This is a genomic window from Streptomyces atriruber, assembly GCF_001418325.1.
GTDB lineage: Bacteria > Actinomycetota > Actinomycetes > Streptomycetales > Streptomycetaceae > Streptomyces > Streptomyces atriruber.
The window spans coordinates 14,986-33,497 of sequence record NZ_LIPN01000066.1 but is presented as its reverse complement, the minus strand read 5'-3'; the positions used below and the strand labels follow the sequence as shown (position 1 = coordinate 33,497).

At 72.0% G+C, this 18,512-nt stretch carries 15 protein-coding genes; 13 read left to right on the top strand and 2 right to left on the bottom strand.

The genetic code is table 11. From position 1 onward, the window contains the following. The first annotated feature begins 400 nt into the window (after positions 1–400). The 8 genes from AOK03_RS07895 (at position 401) to AOK03_RS07860 (ending at position 10,991) form a co-directional block, all read left to right on the top strand. Positions 401–4,291 carry a sensor histidine kinase gene (locus tag AOK03_RS07895; protein ID WP_055564454.1) on the top strand — a complete coding sequence of 1,297 codons (3,891 nt, stop codon included), beginning with the start codon at positions 401–403 and terminating at the stop codon, positions 4,289–4,291. Between the two features lie 9 nt (positions 4,292–4,300). After that, positions 4,301–4,714, top strand: a complete 414-nt coding sequence (locus AOK03_RS07890; RefSeq protein ID WP_030787430.1) for a roadblock/LC7 domain-containing protein — start codon at positions 4,301–4,303, stop codon at positions 4,712–4,714. Between the two features lie 141 nt (positions 4,715–4,855). Next, the gene (locus AOK03_RS07885) at positions 4,856–5,257 is read left to right on the top strand and encodes a DUF742 domain-containing protein (RefSeq protein WP_055564453.1); all 402 of its coding nucleotides are present in this window, start codon (positions 4,856–4,858) and stop codon (positions 5,255–5,257) included. Next, entirely contained in the window at positions 5,238–5,822 is a 585-nt protein-coding gene (locus AOK03_RS07880; RefSeq protein ID WP_055564452.1) for a GTP-binding protein, read from the top strand. The genes AOK03_RS07885 and AOK03_RS07880 overlap by 20 nt, the downstream gene beginning before the upstream one ends. Positions 5,823–6,161: 339 nt before the next feature. Continuing rightward, positions 6,162–9,317, top strand: coding sequence for a sensor histidine kinase (locus AOK03_RS07875; protein ID WP_055564451.1), 3,156 nt, complete (start codon positions 6,162–6,164; stop codon positions 9,315–9,317). A gap of 10 nt (positions 9,318–9,327) precedes the next feature. Beyond that, positions 9,328–9,741, top strand: coding sequence for a roadblock/LC7 domain-containing protein (locus AOK03_RS07870; RefSeq protein ID WP_055564496.1), 414 nt, complete (start codon positions 9,328–9,330; stop codon positions 9,739–9,741). A 94-nt stretch (positions 9,742–9,835) separates the two neighbouring features. Then, a complete protein-coding gene (locus AOK03_RS07865) occupies positions 9,836–10,426 on the top strand; it encodes a DUF742 domain-containing protein (protein WP_055564450.1) in 591 nt (196 codons plus the stop codon). Then, positions 10,407–10,991 (top strand): GTP-binding protein, encoded by a 585-nt coding sequence (locus AOK03_RS07860; protein ID WP_030361923.1) that lies wholly within the window; start codon positions 10,407–10,409, stop codon positions 10,989–10,991. Before AOK03_RS07865 ends, AOK03_RS07860 begins: the two co-directional genes overlap by 20 nt. Positions 10,992–11,056: 65 nt before the next feature. Here AOK03_RS07860 and AOK03_RS07855 read toward each other — a convergent pair whose 3' ends face one another. After that, positions 11,057–11,446 carry a tautomerase family protein gene (locus tag AOK03_RS07855; RefSeq protein ID WP_055564449.1) on the bottom strand — a complete coding sequence of 130 codons (390 nt, stop codon included), beginning with the start codon at positions 11,444–11,446 and terminating at the stop codon, positions 11,057–11,059. A gap of 70 nt (positions 11,447–11,516) precedes the next feature. Between AOK03_RS07855 and AOK03_RS07850 the strand changes: the two genes are divergently transcribed. Continuing rightward, positions 11,517–12,386: a LysR family transcriptional regulator gene (locus AOK03_RS07850; RefSeq protein ID WP_055564448.1), complete on the top strand. Its 870-nt coding sequence runs from the start codon at positions 11,517–11,519 to the stop codon at positions 12,384–12,386. A 32-nt stretch (positions 12,387–12,418) separates the two neighbouring features. Here the strand turns inward: AOK03_RS07850 and AOK03_RS07845 are convergent, their stop codons facing one another. Further along, positions 12,419–13,141, bottom strand: a complete 723-nt coding sequence (locus AOK03_RS07845; RefSeq protein ID WP_055564447.1) for a TetR/AcrR family transcriptional regulator — start codon at positions 13,139–13,141, stop codon at positions 12,419–12,421. 132 nt (positions 13,142–13,273) lie between these two features. On the opposite strand from AOK03_RS07845, the gene AOK03_RS07840 reads away from it, so the two are divergent. From AOK03_RS07840 to AOK03_RS07825, 4 genes are read left to right on the top strand one after another with little or no spacing between them, the layout of a single operon-like run. Next, the gene (locus AOK03_RS07840; protein WP_055564446.1) at positions 13,274–15,103 is read left to right on the top strand and encodes a glycosyltransferase family 2 protein; all 1,830 of its coding nucleotides are present in this window, start codon (positions 13,274–13,276) and stop codon (positions 15,101–15,103) included. A gap of 6 nt (positions 15,104–15,109) precedes the next feature. Beyond that, positions 15,110–16,174: a UDP-glucose 4-epimerase GalE gene (galE, locus tag AOK03_RS07835; protein ID WP_208609512.1), complete on the top strand. Its 1,065-nt coding sequence runs from the start codon at positions 15,110–15,112 to the stop codon at positions 16,172–16,174. A gap of 11 nt (positions 16,175–16,185) precedes the next feature. After that, complete coding sequence (locus AOK03_RS07830) at positions 16,186–17,511, top strand: UDP-glucose dehydrogenase family protein (protein WP_055564445.1); 1,326 nt, start codon at positions 16,186–16,188, stop codon at positions 17,509–17,511. Further along, complete coding sequence (locus AOK03_RS07825) at positions 17,508–18,482, top strand: UDP-glucuronic acid decarboxylase family protein (RefSeq protein WP_055564444.1); 975 nt, start codon at positions 17,508–17,510, stop codon at positions 18,480–18,482. The genes AOK03_RS07830 and AOK03_RS07825 overlap by 4 nt, the downstream gene beginning before the upstream one ends. The last annotated feature ends 30 nt before the right edge of the window (positions 18,483–18,512 follow it).

The window sequence follows — 18,512 nt, the reverse complement described above, 5'->3', positions numbered from 1 at the left end:
AGAGTCGACCAGTCGGAAACGGACATTGCGCCACTGAAGGCACCATTCCGCTCCTGATCATGAAGACTGGGACACCCCCCACCGGTAGAAGCTTTGTGGGGATGAGTCCGTTTTTTACTAGATCACTTTCTACGTCTCGTGACTCCGCACTCACAACGCGTCACGTAGCTCGCGACGCGACACACGGGCCTTGTTGGAGATCCGGCACTGTGCTGGAATTCCCGGGACCGCCGCGGGATCGAACCGGCGCGCAGGGGCGCAACGCAGCGCCGAGTGGCGGCGGGGAGGGGGAGCAAGCGCCGGTCACTCACGACCACCCATGGGGCGCTCGCCGCCCCACGACGCCGACACCGTCCCGCCGTTACCCGGCAGGACGCCTGGTCCAGAGGTTGCGACGCTAGTGCAGGGACGTTTCAAGAGGGATGGCAAGGGGTCTCCCCAGGCCGACCGCGGCCGAGGGGATGCTCCGGCGGAGCCGGAGCGCGGCTCCTCGCCCCAGCACGCCCAGAATCCCGGTCCGGGCACGCCCGGCGACAGCGGCCCCGCCGCCGCACGCCAAGGTGCCGTCGGCAGCGGCTCGCCGGCCGCCCCGGCCAAGGGCAAGGGCTCGTCCGGAGCCAAGACGCCCACCGGCCCCGGCTCGCGAATAGCCCTGCGCAACTGGCGCATCTCCACCCGCCTGGTCTCGCTGCTCGCGCTCCCCGTGATCACCGCGACGTCGCTCGGCGCGCTCCGCATCAACTCGTCCCTGGACGAGATCCAGCAGCTCGACAACATGAAGCTGCTGACCGAGATGACCAAGCAGGCCACCGAGCTGGCCGCGGCGCTCCAGGAGGAGCGCGACAAGTCCGCGGGCCCCCTCGCGCACGGCGCGACGGCCTCGGACTACACGGTCAAGGGCGCGCGCGACAAGACCGACCGCGTCTACCGCAACTTCCTGCAGGGCACCCAGGACCTCAACGACACCGACGGCCAGAAGGGCCTCCTCGGCGTCCGGCACAGCGCGGTCCAGATCACCCAGCAGCTCCAGGGCATCAACGACGTCCGCAAGAAGGCCTTCGCCGACAAGGGCTCCACCTCGCAGACCGTCGAGGCCTACAGCCAGCTGGTCGAGCAGCTCCTGAAGCTCTCCCAGGACATGGCGCAGGCGACGAGCAACCCGGACATGATCCAGCGCACGCGTTCGCTGGCCGCCTTCTCCTCGGCCAAGGAGTACGCGTCCGTCCAGCGCGCGATCATCGCCGCGGCCCTGCCCGCGAACGACAGCGACTACGGCAAGATCTCCGAGACCGACCGCACCTTCGGCCTCAGCGCCAACGAGAAGGAGCGCTCGGAGCTCCAGACGTTCAGCAAGATCTACGCGGGCAACGCCGGTGAGCTGACCAAGCCCATCGACGGCGGCAACCCCGCGGTCAAGGCCGCCAACGAGTACGCCAAGCGCGTGCTCGAGCAGGAGGGCGGCATCAAGCTCCAGGACAAGCGGTCCTACAAGGACTGGATCGACAACGACACCACCAAGATCGACGCGATGTCGAAGATCGAGCTGACGCTCCTCGGCGAGATGGAGCAGAAGGCTCGCGAGCTGCGCAACGAGTCGGAGCAGTCGGCCATCCTCAACGGTGCGCTGATCCTGCTCGTGCTCGGCGTCTCGCTCGTCGGCGCGTTCGTAGTGGCCCGGTCCATGATCCGCTCGCTGCGCCGCCTCCAGGACACCGCGACCAAGGTCGCCCAGGACCGCCTGCCCGAGCTGGTCAAGCAGCTCTCGGAGTCGGACCCGCAGGACGTGGACACCTCGGTGGAGTCCGTGGGTGTGCACTCGCGCGACGAGATCGGCCAGGTGGCCGCGGCCTTCGACGACGTGCACCGCGAGGCCGTCCGCCTCGCCGCCGAGCAGGCCCTCCTGCGAGGCAACGTCAACGCGATGTTCACCAACCTCTCGCGCCGTTCGCAGGGCCTCATCCAGCGCCAGCTCTCGCTCATCTCCGAGCTGGAGTCGCGCGAGGCCGACCCGGACCAGCTGTCCTCGCTCTTCAAGCTCGACCACCTCGCCACGCGTATGCGTCGTAACGGTGAGAACCTCCTCGTCCTCGCCGGTGAAGAGCCCGGCCGCCGCTGGACGCGCCCCGTCCCCCTCGTCGACGTGCTGCGTGCCGCCGCGTCCGAGGTGGAGCAGTACGAGCGCATCGAGCTCTCCTCGGTGCCCGCGACCGAGGTCGCCGGACGCGTCGTCAACGACCTCGTGCACCTCCTCGCCGAGCTGCTCGAGAACGCGACCTCCTTCTCCTCGCCGCAGACCAAGGTCAAGGTCACCGGTCACGCGCTGCCCGACGGGCGTGTGCTGATCGAGATCCACGACACCGGCATCGGCCTCTCGCCCGAGGACCTCGCGGCGATCAACGAGCGGCTCGCGTCGCCGCCCACCGTGGACGTCTCCGTCTCGCGCCGCATGGGTCTGTTCGTGGTCGGCCGTCTGTCGCAGCGCCACGGCATCCGCATCCAGCTCCGCCCGTCCGACTCCGGTGGTACGACCGCGCTGGTCATGCTGCCCGTCGACGTCGCCCAGGGCGGCAAGAAGATGCCGGGCAAGCCCGGTGCGCCCACGTCGACCGGCGGTCCCGCCGCGGCTCAGGCCGCCGCGGGTGCCGCGGCCGCGCGCCGCGGTGTCGGTCCGGGCGGCAACGGCGGTCCCGGTCAGGGCGGTGGCCCCGGCCGCGGCGGTCCCGCGCTCGGCGGCGGGCCCGGTGGCGGTGGCCAGGGCGGTCCCGGACTGCTCGGTGCCGGTGCGCCGCGCCAGCAGGTCGCGGGCTCGGGTCCGCGGGCCGCACTGCCCTCCCGGGACACGGGCCAGCAGCGTCCGCAGAGCGGTCAGCCGATGGCTCCGCAGGGCAACCAGCCGATGGGCGGTCAGCCGCAGGGCGGCCGTGGCGGCAACGCGCCGCAGCCTCCGGTGCCCCAGCAGCGTACGAACGCCATGAACCCGCCGTCCGACGCCGGTGACCAGGGCCGCAGGCCCCAGCTGCCGCCGCGCGGCGGACCCCGCGCCGAGCTGCCCGGGGGCAACCCGCAGCCGCGCGTGCCCAGCTGGAGCGACGAGAACGCGCAGCCGCAGGTCTCGCGCGAGCCCTTCGACACCCCGCGGGGCCACGAGGAGCACGAGTCCACCGGTCAGTTCCCCCAGCCCTCGGCGGCTGCGGACGACCGACAGGGTCCCGGCTCCACCGCGGAGTTCGCCCGCCCGGACTTCGACGGGCCGCCGCCCGGCACCTCCGCACCGCAGGACACCGGCTCCACCGGCCAGTTCGTCCGCTCGGACGTCTTCGGCGGTCAGAGTGGTCAGGGCGGTCAGGGCGGACCCCGCCAGGGCCAGCGGCCCGGCCGCCCGGCCGCGCCGCAGCACCAGAGCCAGAACCAGCCGCAGAACCAGGACCAGGCCAACGGCTTCGCGCAGCAGGGCGGTCGGGAGAACCCCGACTACACCGTGCCGCGTCCGCCGGCCCCGCGCCGCAGCCAGGGCGACCCCGACCAGGGCATCCCGCAGCAGCCGCAGACGTCCTCGCAGCAGCCCGGTCAGGGCCAGAACCAGGGCCAGGGTCAGAACCAGGGCCAGGCGCCGCAGCAGCCGCAGGCACCGCAGAACCAGCAGCAGCCCCTGCAGCCCGCGAACCCCCTGCAGCCCGCCGAGCCCGAGCCCCTGCCCCCGGCCGGTCCCGGTGACGGGCGCACGCCGCTGTTCGACACGCTGGAGACCAACTGGTTCCAGCAGCAGCAGAACCAGCACGCGGCGCAGCAGCAGCCCGCACCGCAGGAGCCGCAGCACCAGCAGCCCGCGCGGCAGGAGCCGCAGGGCGGCCAGGTTCCCGAGGCCGGTCCGCGCCAGGCTCCCGAGCCCGCGCGCCACCAGGCCCCCGAGCCGCCGCAGCGTCCGCTCCCCTCGCGCCCCCAGCGCCAGGACCCGGCCGCCGCGCCCGCCGCCCCCGGCGGCACCAACGGCAGCGGGATGTCCGGCGGCTGGCGCACCTCCCCCAACGACGAGCTGGGCCGGCAGGCCGAGCGCGTCCGGCAGCCCTCCGCGGGCGGCGTCACCACATCCGGACTGCCGCGTCGCGTCCCGCGCGCCAACCTGGTAGCGGGCACGGCCCAGCAGCAGCAGGACAGCACAGGTCCGCAGGTCTCGCGTGCGCCCGAAGAGGTACGCGGCCGGCTGACGAATCTCCGTCGGGGCATCCAGCAGGGTCGCCAGGCCGGTACCGGCCAGACCGGCAGTTTCCCCACTCACCAGCAGGAGCGTTAGTTGAGTCCGATGAGCCAGGCGGCACAGAATCTGAACTGGTTGATCACCAACTTCGTGGACAACACCCCCGGGGTGTCCCACACGGTCGTGGTCTCCGCCGACGGCCTCCTGTTGGCCATGTCCGAGGGCTTCCCCCGCGACCGCGCGGACCAGCTCGCGGCCGTGGCCTCGGGTCTGACCTCGCTGACCGCCGGGGCCTCCCGGATCTTCGAGGGCGGCACCGTCACGCAGACCGTGGTGGAGATGGAGCGGGGGTTCCTCTTCATCATGTCCGTCTCCGACGGTTCGTCCCTGGCCGTGCTCGCGCACCCCGAGTGCGACATCGGCCTCGTCGGGTACGAGATGGCCCTCCTCGTCGACCGCGCGGGCGCCGTCCTCACCCCGGACCTCCGCGCGGAGCTGCAGGGCAGCTTGCTCCACTAGCCCCGAGCACGCTCCGAAGCCTCACCCCTTCGGCCGCCCCACCGACCGAACGTACTGACCAACCGTCCGGCCGCCACACTGCCCCCACCGGCTCTGTCAGACGGCACACGCAGATGACCTGCTGTCCCGCCCGGAGGATCCATGACCCCGCCCACCGCCTCTCACAACCCGTACGGCGACGCCTCGTACGGAATGGAGGGCGACCAGCCGCTGGTGCGTCCCTACGCGATGACCGGCGGCCGGACCCGGCCCCGCTACCAGCTCGCCATCGAGGCGCTGGTGAGCACCACGGCCGACCCGGCCCAGCTGATGGGGCTGCTCCCCGAGCACCAGCGGATCTGCCACCTGTGCCGTGAGGTCAAGTCGGTGGCCGAGGTCTCGGCCCTGCTGTCGATGCCGCTCGGGGTGGCCCGGATCCTCGTGGCGGACCTGGCCGAGGCCGGGCTCGTCGCCATCCACCAGCCCGGCGGCGACGAGAACGCCGGTGGCCAGCCTGACGTGACACTGCTCGAAAGGGTGCTCAGTGGACTTCGCAAGCTCTAGCGGTTCGGAGGCGACCCGTTCCACCACTTCCGCGAAGATCGTGGTGGCGGGCGGCTTCGGCGTGGGCAAGACCACGTTCGTCGGGGCGGTCTCCGAGATCAACCCGCTGCGCACCGAGGCCGTCATGACGTCCGCGTCCGCGGGCATCGACGACCTGACCCACACCGGGGACAAGACCACCACGACGGTGGCCATGGACTTCGGCCGCATCACCCTGGACCAGGACCTGATCCTGTACCTCTTCGGTACGCCCGGTCAGGACCGCTTCTGGTTCATGTGGGACGACTTGGTCCGTGGCGCGATCGGCGCGGTCGTCCTGGTCGACACGAGGCGGCTCGCCGACTGCTTCCCCGCCGTCGACTACTTCGAGAACTCCGGGCTGCCCTTCGTCATCGCCCTCAACGGCTTCGACGGCCACCAGCCGTACACGCCCGACGAGGTGCGCGAAGCGCTGCAGATCGGGGACGGTACGCCGATCATCACGACCGACGCGCGACACCGTGCGGACGCAAAGAGTGGCTTGATCACCCTGGTCGAGCACGCACTTATGGCACGTCTCAAGTAGGCAGGTCAGTACGGCAGTTGCCGTAGTCCACACGGAGTGATCTGTGTCCTTTGACACGGCCGCGATGGGTGTTCATAACGTTTCGACAGAGAATTGCCCGGTGACCGCCACGCGTCGCGGTCACCTGGTGTCGCTGTGCTCACAAGAGCCCCGCCTTTTGGCGGGGCTCGCTCTTTATGACCGATTTATCTGAGGCTTACACCACTTGGGGGCCGCGCTTCCTACTGTTTGGAAGAGCGGCCCCTGACGTGCTGGAATGCGCTGAACTGCCCAGTAGCACGGGCCTTGGAGACGACAGCGGCACGACGTGAGTGCCGCCGCCGAGAGGTTGTTGGTCGAGTGAGGCGAAGCAAGCCGAGCCCCGCGGCATCCCCCACCGGGGACACGCGGGGCAACTTCACCCCGCCGCCGCGCACAGCGGCGTCCCCCGCCGACGTGGCCGCCGCGCCGGTCAGCGAGCACCCGGCGTCCTCCGGCGGACGGATGTCCCCCCGCAACTGGCGCGTGCCGACCCGCCTGAACGCGATCCTGCTCATACCCGTGCTCGTGGGCCTGGTCATGGGCGGTTTCCAGGTCAAGGGCTCCATCGACACCTGGAACGAGGCCCAGGACGCCGAGAACACCGCCCGCCTGGTGCGGGCGTCGCTGAACTACGGCAACCGTCTCATCGAGGAGCGCGACATCACCGCCGCTCCGCTGCTGAACGGCAAGCGGAACGACCCGACCGTCATCAAGGCCCGCAAGGCCACCGACAAGGCCGCCGCCGAGTTCAAGGCCGCCTCGGAGAAGATGCCGGACAAGGAAGGCCTCAACCGTCGGCTCGACGGCTTCCACAAGGTCGAGCCGAAGCTGGCTCCGCTGCGCCAGGCCGCGTACACCACCAAGCTCCCCGGCGTGAAGACCGAAGAGGGCTACGTCGCCATCCAGCACCCCCTGATGGAGTTCGCCAACGAGCTCGGTCTGGGCACCGGCAACATCACCAGCTACGGGCGCACCGTCTACGCGATCTCGCTCTCCAAGGCCGCGCTCTCGCTGGAGCGGTCCATCGGTACGCACCTGCTGGTCAAGCCGGGCCCCGGCACCGGCTCGCTGACGCTGCAGCGCACCTCGCTCGCCTCGTACGCCTACCTCGAGCGCATCGCCATCGAGGAGTACACCGGCGGCGGCACCCCCGAGGACGTCGCCAAGCTGGAGGACGCCGAGAAGGAGCTGACGGCCGCCGGCGAGAAGCAGGCCAAGGAAGCCGCGGCCGCCGCGAAGGCCCAGGGCAAGACGTTCGTCCCGCCGCCCTCCCAGGAGAAGATGGTCTCCGCCATCGCCACCCTGGAGAGCACCCAGCCGAGCGCCCGCGTCGAGCTGGCCGGCAAGGGCATCACCCGCGAGGCCTGGTGGGCCACCACCACCGCCAAGTTCGACGCGTACCGCACGATCGAGTCGGACCTCGCCGACAAGGCCGTGGACGAGGCGTCCGACATCGCCGCCACCGCGCAGCGCAACGCGTACATCACCGGCGCCATCGTGGTGCTCGCCCTGCTCGCCGCCTTCATCCTGGCCGGGCTCATGGCCCGCCAGATGTCGAAGGCGATGCGCCAGCTGCGCACCGCCGCCTTCGGCATCGCCGAGCAGCGCCTGCCGATGCTGGTCGACCAGCTGTCGCGCACCGACCCGGGCCGGGTCGACACCCGGGTGCAGCCCATCCCGATCAACTCCACGGACGAGATCGGCGAGGTCGCCCGCGCCTTCGACCAGGTGCACCGCGAGGCCGTGCGGCTCGCCGCCGAGCAGGCCCTGCTCCGCGGCAACATCAACGCGATCTTCACCAACCTGTCGCGCCGCAACCAGTCCCTGATCGAGGGCCAGCTGACCCTCATCACCGACCTGGAGAACAACGAGGCCGACCCGGACCAGCTGGAGTCCCTCTTCCGCCTGGACCACCTGGCGACCCGTATGCGCCGCAACGGCGAGAACCTCCTCGTGCTCTCCGGCGAGGAGCCGGGCCGCCGCTGGGACCAGCCGGTTCCGCTGGTCGACGTCCTGCGCGCCGCCTCCTCCGAGGTGGAGCAGTACGAGCGCATCGAGCTGTCGGGCGTTCCGGAGGCCGAGATCCACGGCCTCGCCGTGACCGACCTCGTGCACCTGCTCGCCGAGCTCCTGGAGAACGCCACCACGTTCTCCTCGCCGCAGACCAAGGTCCGCGTCACCGCGACCCGTCTCCCCGACGGCCGCGTCATGGTCGAGATCCACGACAAGGGCATCGGCCTCACCGCCGAGGACTTCGCGGACATCAACCACAAGCTGGCCAACCCGCCGACCGTGGACGCCGCGATCTCGCAGCGCATGGGCCTGTTCGTGGTCGGCCGTCTGTCGGACCGGCACGGCATCCGCGTGCAGCTGCGCCCGTCGGGCGAGCAGGCGGGCACGACCTCGCTGGTCATGCTGCCGGACGCGATCACGCACGGTGGCGGTGGCGAGCACGCCTCGCAGGACCCCGAGTTCACCGTCTCCTCGATCATCCCGGAGCAGCAGGCGCTGGCGCCGGAGCCGCTGCGCACCGCCGCCGAGCTGGGCTTCGACGACACCCGCTACCACGGGGACGACACCGAGGCGCAGCCGGAACTCGACCCGGTCGGCCGCTCCTTGATGCGTGAGGAGCGCCGCGCGGCGCTGGAGGCGCAGGCCCAGCAGCCCGGCGGCCACCGTCCGCTCTTCCGCGACGAGGTCGAGCCGCGGCAGGGTGGGTACGAGCAGCAGGCTCCCGCGTACGAGGAGCAGCAGGTCGCCTACGACCAGGGCGGGCCGTACGAGAACGACCAGTACGCCACCGGGCAGTACCCGAACGCGCAGTACGCCGAGGACGGATACCGCGACGAGCAGTACCCGGCCGAGCCGTACCAGGGCGAGCAGTACCCGGCCGAGCCGTACTACCAGGACAACCCGACCGGCTACCAGGACCAGCAGATCTCCTATCCGGAGCGTTCGGGTCAGGACGACTGGCCCACCGCGGACGGCTACCAGCCGGAGTACGGACAGGAAGCGGAATCTGCGCAGGCGGGCCACACGGCAGACGCCGAGCGCGTAGGCTTCGACCGGCCGGGACCGGCGCCGTCCGTCGTCCACGACATGACCGACGCGGGCCTCCCCCGCAGGGGTTCCTCCGGCGCGAGCGGGAACGGCGGTTCCCCCGCCCCGAGCGAGGGCCAGGACGACTGGCGTTCGTCCAACGACGAGCGCTGGCAGCGAGCCGAGCGCCTCAAGGAGCCGAAGGCGGGCGGGGTCACCTCGTCCGGGCTCCCGCGGCGGGTGCCCAAGGCCAATCTGGTCGAGGGCACCGCGGAACAGACCCCACAGGGCGGCCCCCAGGTCTCCCGCGACCCCGAGGACGTGCGGGGCAGGCTGAGCAACCTGCGCCGCGGCGTCCAGCGGGGACGCACCGCAGGAAGTGACACGAATGGCCAGGGCTTCAGCCCTGATAGCACCTACAACCAGGAGCGTTAGTGTGAGCCCGATGAGCCAGGCGGCGCAGAACCTGAACTGGTTGATCACCAACTTCGTGGACAACACCCCCGGGGTGTCCCACACCGTGGTGGTCTCCGCCGACGGACTCCTCCTCGCGATGTCCGAAGGCTTCCCCCGCGACCGCGCGGACCAGCTCGCGGCCGTCGCCTCGGGTCTGACCTCGCTGACCGCCGGGGCCTCCCGGATCTTCGAGGGCGGCTCCGTGACCCAGACCGTTGTGGAGATGGAGCGAGGATTTCTCTTCATCATGTCCATCTCCGACGGCTCCTCGCTCGCCGTTCTCGCCCACCCGGATGCGGACATTGGTCTCGTCGGGTACGAAATGGCACTTCTTGTCGATCGTGCGGGCACGGTTCTCACTCCGGACCTGCGCGCGGAGCTCCAGGGGAGCCTTCTCAACTAACAGACAGACGGTGCGTTTTCGCGCCTCGTGGCCGTAAGGTTCGGGACGCGGCTCCACAGTGATGGTGCCCGGCACAGTTGGAGGAGGAAGCAACGTGGCAACACCCCCAGACGGTTCGTCATCGGCGAACTGGTCCCCTGGTCACGGCCAGGGCGGCCAGCACGACGGCGGCCCGAACAGGTACAACTTCCCCTCCGCTCCGAGCCACCGCCGTCAGCCGTACACGCCGCCCCAGCAGCCCGGGCCGCGTCCGTACGACCAGGGCACCCCGGCGCACGCGCCGCGGATCCAGCCCGTGCAACCCCAGCGGCGCGCCCCCGAACCGGCGCCCGCGGGGTCGGTGAACAACCCCCTGGTGCGCCCGTACGCCATGACGGGCGGCCGCACCAGGCCGCGCTACCAGCTCGCCATCGAGGCGCTGGTGCACACCACCGCACAACCGCACCAGTTGCAGGGCCAGTTGCCCGAGCATCAGCGCATCTGCAACTTGTGCCGGGAGATCAAGTCGGTCGCCGAGATCTCGGCGCTCCTCTCCATCCCCCTCGGCGTCGCCCGGATCCTCGTAGCCGACCTGGCGGAGGCCGGACTTGTCGCCATCCATCAGCCCGGCGGCGACGAGACCGCCGGCGGCCAGCCAGACGTGACACTGCTCGAAAGGGTGCTCAGTGGACTTCGCAAGCTCTAGCGGCGGAGCAACAGCCCGCTCCACCACCAGCGCGAAAATCGTGGTGGCGGGCGGCTTCGGCGTGGGCAAGACCACGTTCGTCGGGGCGGTCTCTGAGATCAACCCGCTGCGCACCGAGGCCGTCATGACGTCCGCGTCCGCGGGCATCGACGACCTGACCCACACCGGGGACAAGACGACGACCACCGTCGCCATGGACTTCGGCCGCATCACCCTGGACCAGGACCTGATCCTGTACCTCTTCGGTACGCCCGGTCAGGACCGCTTCTGGTTCATGTGGGACGACTTGGTCCGTGGCGCGATCGGCGCGGTCGTCCTGGTCGACACGAGGCGGCTCGCCGACTGCTTCCCCGCCGTCGACTACTTCGAGAACTCCGGGCTGCCCTTCGTCATCGCCCTCAACGGCTTCGACGGCCACCAGCCGTACACGCCCGACGAGGTGCGCGAAGCGCTGCAGATCGGCCCGGACACCCCGATCATCACGACCGACGCGCGACACCGCGCGGACGCGAAGAGCGCGCTGATCACGCTGGTCGAGCACGCGCTGATGGCGCGGCTGCGATAGCGGTCCCGCCCACCTTTTTTCCGTACGCGGATGAGGGCCCGCACGCTTCGGCGTGCGGGCCCCTGTCAGTTTCCGCGGTAGTGCTCGAACTGGGTCACGCCCTGGTAGCCGTAGCTCTCGGGGTGCAGTTCGTGCAGGGCGACGCCGCCGCGGGCGAGCGGGCCGAGGAGGTCTGCCAGGAACGCGGCGGCCCCGGTGATGAAGGCGGCCTTCTCCGCCGCGCTGTTGGTGCCCGCGGTGATGCTGACCTCCAGGTGAGCGTCCCTGGCGCCTTCGGCAAGGGGCTTTCCGGCCACGTGGTAGCGGTCGGCGGGAACCGGGTCGAGGTGGACGATGGTGCGCTCGGCGGACTTGCCGAGCGCGGTGACGGCCAGGCCGGTCAGGCCCTCGGCGAGGCGGCGGGAGACGTCGGCGGGCAGGTCGGGGCCGGTGACGGTGGCTCTGATGTGAGGCATGGCTCCACCCTCGCCCGGCCTGGCACGATGGAGCCAACCCAGCACTCTCACCGCCGTATGAGGCCGCCTCATGACCGTGAACCTCCCGCAGCTCAGGGCCTTCGTCGCCGTGGTCGACGCGGGCGGCTTCGGCGCGGCCGCCGACGAGTTGGGCGTGAGCCAGTCGGCGGTCTCGCACGCGGTGGCGTCCCTGGAGCGGGAGTTGGCCGGGCCGCTGCTCGTCCGCGCCGGTCAGGTCCGCACGACGGTGCTCGGGGAGCGCGTCCTGCCGTACGCCCGTGGCGCGCTGTCGGCGGTGCGGGGCGTCGAGGAGGCGGCGGCGGACGCGACGGGCACGCTGAGGGGCACGGTGCGGATCGCCGCGACGCCCACGGTCCGCCAGGGCCTGCTGCCCGGCCTGACGGCGCACTGGCGGGAGAGCTGCCCGCACGTCACGGTACGGGTCTTCGAGGGCGACAGCGCCGAGATCACGGGCTGGCTGGCGAACGGCACGGCGGATGCCGCCGTCCTGGTCGACCCGCCGCCGGGCCCCGGCGTCCGGCTCGCCGTCGACGGCTACCGCGCCCTGCTCCCCCGCGACCACCCGTTGGCGGCCGAGCCGGTCGTCGACGTGCGCGACCTGGCGGACGACGACTTCCTGGTCTCGCCGGGCGGCTGCGAGGACCGCGTGCGGGCGCTCCACGAGCTGGCGGGGCTGCGGCTCGCCCCGGCGCACCGGGTCCGCGACCTGGCGACCCTGATCAGCATGGTGCAGGCGGGCATGGGCGTCACCGTCCTGTCCGAGGTCTCCCGTCCGCTGCTGCCCGCGGATCTGGTGCTGCTGCCGGTGTCACCGCGGGTCTCGCGCCGACTGGTGCTGTCCGGGCCGAGGGACGGGGCGTGGCATCCCGCGGTGCGGGCGCTCGCGGAGTCGGCACGGCGGCACCTGGCCCTGTCCTGACCTGGCCTGGCCTGACCTGCCCGGCGCCCCGGTCAGTCCTCGTCCCGTGACAGCGACGGGGAGCCGAGGAGCGCGTCGAGGCCTTCGGCCAGCCGGCGGGGGCCGCCCGGGGCGGCCATGGGGACGGCGGTCGCCCTGAGCCGGGGGTACTCCTGCGCGGGCAGGCGGTGCAGGCCGAGGCGGAAGGCCGGGTCGGGCTCGCCGGGCTCGTCGTCCATGGCCCGCAGTTCGACGAGGAGGTAGCCGAGCAGCCATGCCGTGAAGGACCGGTGCACCCGCACCGTGCGGTGCTCCCCCATGCCCGCGTCGTGGAGGAGCGCGAGGATGCGCTCGTCGCTGCGGAGCACGGCGGCGGGACGGCGGGCCAGCGGGGTGGAGAGCAGGCGCGTGGCGAGCAGCGGCACCACGTTCGGGTGGCGCAGCGCGACGCCGTGGGTGGCGAGGGCGATGCGGTGCAGCTCCCGCTGCCAGCCGTCGGCCCGGGGGTGCGCGCCCAGGTCCTCCTCCAGCTCCTGGCAGAAGGCCTCCACGAGGCCGTCGAGCAGGGCGCCCTTGCCCGCGGCGTACCGGTAGAGCGCCATCGCCTCCACACCCAGTTCGGCGCCGAGCTTGCGCATGCTCAGGCCCGAGAGCCCGTCGCGGTCGACGACCTCCAGCGCCGTGGCGAGGACGCGCTCCCGGCTCAGGCGTCCGTAGCGCCCCCGGTCGCTCGCGCGCCGGCCCCGGGCCGCGGCCTCGTTGCTCTCGTCCGCCATGACAGCCGCCTCCGCTTCTCCTGCCCCCTTGCCCCCTTGACCCCTGAGGACATTGGGTGCAAAGTCGTACATATACGACGTAAACGTACGTAGTCAGCGTACAGCGTCGGCACCCTCAGGGAGCGTCTCGCCATGGCGCACAGCGAGCCGATGACGGCAGATCTGGTCCAGGTGGAGCGTGAGCTCGCCCGCCTCTCGGACGGCAACGTCGTCCGGATCACCGCCGGCGGCCCCGTCTTCGGCCACCCGTTCCCGAAGCGCACGGTCCGGCCCGGCACGTTCGTGCCGGTGCTTTCCCGGCGCGACCGGGCCGCTCTCGTGGCGACCGTCGTGTGCTGGGGGCTGAGCTTCCTCTGGTTCTGGTCCTGGTGGCTGCGGCCGGAGCACCGCGTCGGCTGGGCCGGGCTCCTCGTCAACAGCGGCCTGCTGCTCTACCTGACCGGTCTCCCCTGCTACTTCTTCGCGACCGCCCTCCGCCTGCGCCGGATCGCCCCGGACCTGCCGGTACCGGCGCTGCCCGTCGCGTTCGCCGTGACCCGCGCGCCTTCGGAACCGTGGCCCACCGCCCGGCGGACGCTCGAAGCGATGCTGGCCCAGAGCTTTCCGCACGCCTATGACGTGTGGCTGTGCGACGAGGACCCGACCGAGGAGATCACCGGCTGGTGCCGCGCGCACGGCGTGCGGATGTCCTGCCGCCGCGGCGTGACCGCGTACCACCGGGACGGCTGGCCGCGCCGCACCCGCTGCAAGGAGGGCAACCTCGCCTTCTTCTACGACCGCTGGGGCTACCGGCACTACGCCGTGGTCGCGCAGCTCGACTGCGACCACGTGCCCGCGGCGACGTACCTGGCCGAGATGGTCCGGCCGTTCGACGATCCCGCCATCGGCTACGTCGCCGCACCCAGCGTGTGCGACGCCAACGGCACGGCGTCGTGGGCGGCCCGGGGGCGGCTGCACCGCGAGGCCATCTGGCACGGCGCGGTCCAGCTGGGGCACAGCGACGGGCTCGCGCCCATGTGCATCGGCTCGCACTACGCCGTACGCACCCGCGCGCTGCGGGACATCGGCGGGCTCGGCCCCGAACTCGCCGAGGACTTCTCCACCACGTACCTGCTCAACTCGGCGGGCTGGCACGGCGCGTTCGCCATCGACGCCGAGGCGCACGGCGACGGGCCCCTCAGCTTCGCCGACATGATCACGCAGGAGTACCAGTGGTCACGGAGCCTCACCACGATGCTGCTCGGCCTGCTCCCCCGGCACCTGCGCCGACTGCCCCTCGTGCTGCGCCTGCGCTTCTCGTACGCCCTCGGCTACTACCCGCTCCTCGGCCTGATGATCGTCGCGGGGCTCACGCTCCCCCCGGTCGCCGTCCTCACCGGCCTGCCGTGGATGAACGTCAACTACTTCGACTTCCTCGCGCACTTCTGGACCATGCCCGTGTGGCTGCTCCTGAGCCTGTGCCTGATGCGCCGCCGCGGTCTGCTGCGGCCGCCCTCCGCCCCGCTGATCAGCTGGGAGACCTGGCTCTTCGCGCTCGCCCGCTGGCCGTACGTGGTCTTGGGACTGTTCGGAGCCGTCGTGCAGAAGCTGCGCTCGCGGCCCGTCGTCTTCAAGGTCACCCCCAAGGAGCCGGGCGGGCTCCGTCCGCTGTCCGCCCGGCTCACCCTCCCCTACCTCCTGCTCACCACCGGCCTCTCCGCGGTCGTCCTGTACGGCGAGCTGACGCGCCCCGCGGCCGGTTACGTCTTCCTGTGCCTCCTCGCCGCCGCCACCTACGCGACGGTCGCCGTCGCCGTCCCCCTGCTCCACGTCCGCGAGACGGCACGCGCGGCGGACGTCCCGTTCGCCCGCGCCCTGCCGGCCGCGCGGCTCCCGCTGGTCCTCGGCGTCCTGGCGGCGCTGCCCGTCGCCACCGGCATCGTCTTCTACCCGGCGTACGCGGCCGCCGTCCTGAGCTGGTGACCGGCCATGAGCGCACCCTCCACGATCCTCGTCACCGGCGGCGCCGGTTTCATCGGCAGTCACACCTGCGTCGAACTCCTCGACCACGGATACGAGGTGATCGTCATCGACGACTACTCGCACAGCACCCCGCAGGTCTTCGAGCGGGTGGAGAGGATCACCGACCGTTTCGTCGGCGCCGTGTACGAGCTGGACATCCGTGATCGACGCGCCCTGTCGGCCGTCTTCGACCGCCACTCCGTTGACGCCGTCGTGCACTTCGCCGCGCACAAGGCCGTGGGCGAGTCGACCCGGATGCCCGTCGAGTACTACGACACCAACGTCGGCGGCACGACCGCGCTGCTGGGGGTCATGCGCGCACACGGAGTGCACCAGCTGGTGTTCTCCTCGTCCTGCTCGGTGTACGGCGACGCCGGACGCGGCCCCCTCGACGAGTCGACGCCCGCCGGGCCCACCAATCCGTACGCGGCCTCCAAGTGGCTCTGCGAGCAGATCCTCGCCGACGTGTGCGCCCGGTGCCCGGAGTTCACGGTCCTGGCCCTGCGCTACTTCAACCCCGTCGGCGCCCATCCCAGCGGCCTGCTGGGCGAGGACCCGGGCGGGATCCCCGACAACCTGATGCCGTACGTGGCACAGGTGGCCGCCGGGCGGCTCGAACGGCTGCCCGTCTTCGGCGACGACTACCCCACCGCGGACGGCACCGCCGTCCGGGACTACCTGCACGTCATGGACACCGCCGACGCGCACCGCGTGGCCCTCGACCACCTGGCCGACGGCCCCGGCCTGCGGGTGTTCAACCTCGGGGCGGGCACGGGCCGATCGGTCCTCGAAGTCGTCTCCGCGTTCGGTGCGGCGTGCGGGCGGGCCATCCCGTACCAGATCATGCCGCGCCGCCCCGGAGACGTGGCCGAACTCGTCGCCGACGCGCGCGCCGTGGAGCGCGCCTGGGGCTGGCGCGCCACCCGGGACCTGGCCGACATGTGCCGGGACGCGTGGCGCTTCCAGCGGCTCAACCCGCACGGATACGCCGACTCGGCCCGGCGCCCGGACAGCAACCAGCACAATCCGTGAGGAGCGTCGTCATGCGGATGACAGTGATCGGCACCGGATACGTGGGAACGGTGCACGCCGCGTGCATGGCCGACATCGGCCACCAGGTCCTCGGCCTCGACATCGATGCCGAGCGGATCGCCGCCCTGTCGGCGGGCCGGGCACCCCTTCACGAAGACGGTCTGGACGCGCTGCTCGCCCGTACCGTCGCGTCGGGCAGACTGCGCTTCTCCACCTCGCTCGCCGAGGGCGCCGCGTTCGCCGGGACCCACTTCGTGTGCGTGGGCACCCCGCAGCGCCCGGACGGCGGGGCCGCCGACCTGTCCCAGGTGGACGCCGTGGTGGACGGCCTGGCCCCGCATCTGCGGCCCGGCAGCCTGCTCGTGGGGAAGTCGACCGTTCCGGTGGGCACGGCGGCCCGGCTCGCCGGACGTCTCGCCGCTGCGGCGCCCGGCACGGAGGTCGCCTGGAACCCCGAGTTCCTGCGCGAGGGGTCCGCCGTCCTCGACACCATGCGGCCCGAACGGCTCGTCGTGGGCGTGACCTCGGCCCGCGCCGAGGCGGTGCTCCGGGAGGTCTACGCGCCGATGATCCGGGCCGGGGTGCCGTTCTTCGGCACCGACCCGGCCACGGCTGAGCTGGTCAAGGTGGCGTCCAACGCTTTCCTCGCCACCAAGATCTCCTTCATCAACGCGATGGCCGAGGTGTGCGACGCCGCGGGCGCCGACGCGACGGTCCTCGCCGGGGCCATCGGCGCCGACCCGCGGATCGGCCCCCGCTTCCTCGCCCCCGGCCTCGGGTTCGGCGGGAGCTGCTTCCCCAAGGACATCCGGGCCTTCGCCGCCCGGGCCGAGGAGATCGGCGCGGGCGAGGCCGTGGCGTTCCTGCACGAGGTCGACCGGATCAACACGCGGCAGCGGCGGCGCACCGTCGACCGGGCCCGCCTGCTCCTCGGCGGCTCGTCCGCCGGGCGCAGGGTCGCCGTGCTCGGCGCCGCCTTCAAACCGGGCAGCGACGACGTCCGGGACTCGCCCGCCCTGGCCGTGGCGGCGGCCCTGCGGGCGCAGGGAGCGGAGGTGCGGGTGCACGACCCCGAGGCCCTCGACAACGCCCGCGCCGTCCGTCCCGAGCTCACCTACGCCCTGGACGTCGACAAGGCGTGCGAGGGCGCCGACCTGGTCCTGCACCTCACCGACTGGCCCGAGTACCGGTCCGTCGACCCGGCCGCGCTCGCCTCGCTGGTGCGCTCCCCCGTCCTCCTGGACGCCCGCAACGGCCTCGATCCGGCCCTGTGGACCGCGGCGGGCTGGACCGTGCACGCACCGGGCCGTCCGGGACTGTCCGGAGGTGCGTCATGAGGATCGTGGTGACGGGCGGCGGCGGGTTCGTCGGCTCGCACCTGTGCGAGGCGCTGCTGCGCAGGGGCGACGCGGTCTGCTGCGTCGACAACTTCTGCACCGGGGAGCCGGCGAACGTCGCGCACCTGCACGCCTCGCCCCGGTTCCGGCTGATCCGCGCCGACGTGACGGTCCCCTTCGACGTGCCGGGTCCGGTGGACGCCGTGGCCCATCTCGCGAGCCCCGCCTCACCGCCGGACTACCACCGCCTGCCTCTGGAGACCCTCGCCGTCGGCAGCCACGGCACCGAGAACGCCCTGCGCCTGGCCGAGCGGCACGGCGCCCGCTTCCTGCTCACCTCCACCAGCGAGGTCTACGGCGACCCGGAGGTCCACCCGCAGCCGGAGAGGTACTGGGGCCACGTCAATCCGATCGGCCCACGCAGCGTCTACGACGAGGCGAAGCGGTACGCGGAGGCCCTGTCCACGGCCTACCGGCGCAGCCTCGGCGTCGACGTCGGCATCGTGCGGATCTTCAACACGTACGGCCCCCGCATGCGGCCGTACGACGGGCGGGTGGTCTCGACCTTCATCCGCCAGGCCCTGGCGGGCGAGCCGCTGACGCTCTACGGCGACGGCAGCCAGACCCGCAGCTTCTGCTACGTCGACGACCTCGTCCGGGGCCTGGTCGCGATGCTCGACAGCGACCGGCCCGGGCCGGTGAACCTGGGGAACCCCAGCGAACGCACCGTCCGCGAGCTCGCCGACCTCGTCCTGCACAGCACGGAGTCGGCCTCGCGGATCGTGCACCGCCCCCTGCCGGTCGACGACCCGGCCCGCCGCCGCCCGGTGATCGACGCGGCCGTCGAACAGCTCGGCTGGGTGCCGCGCGTCCCGCTCGACGAGGGGCTGCGGCACACGGTGGCGTGGTTCGCCGCCCGCTCCGCGGCCCGGTCCGCGGCACTGCCGTCGCCCGTGCCGGTGGAGGCCTGATCGCCATGCCCGGGAGAGCCGCGCGAGCCG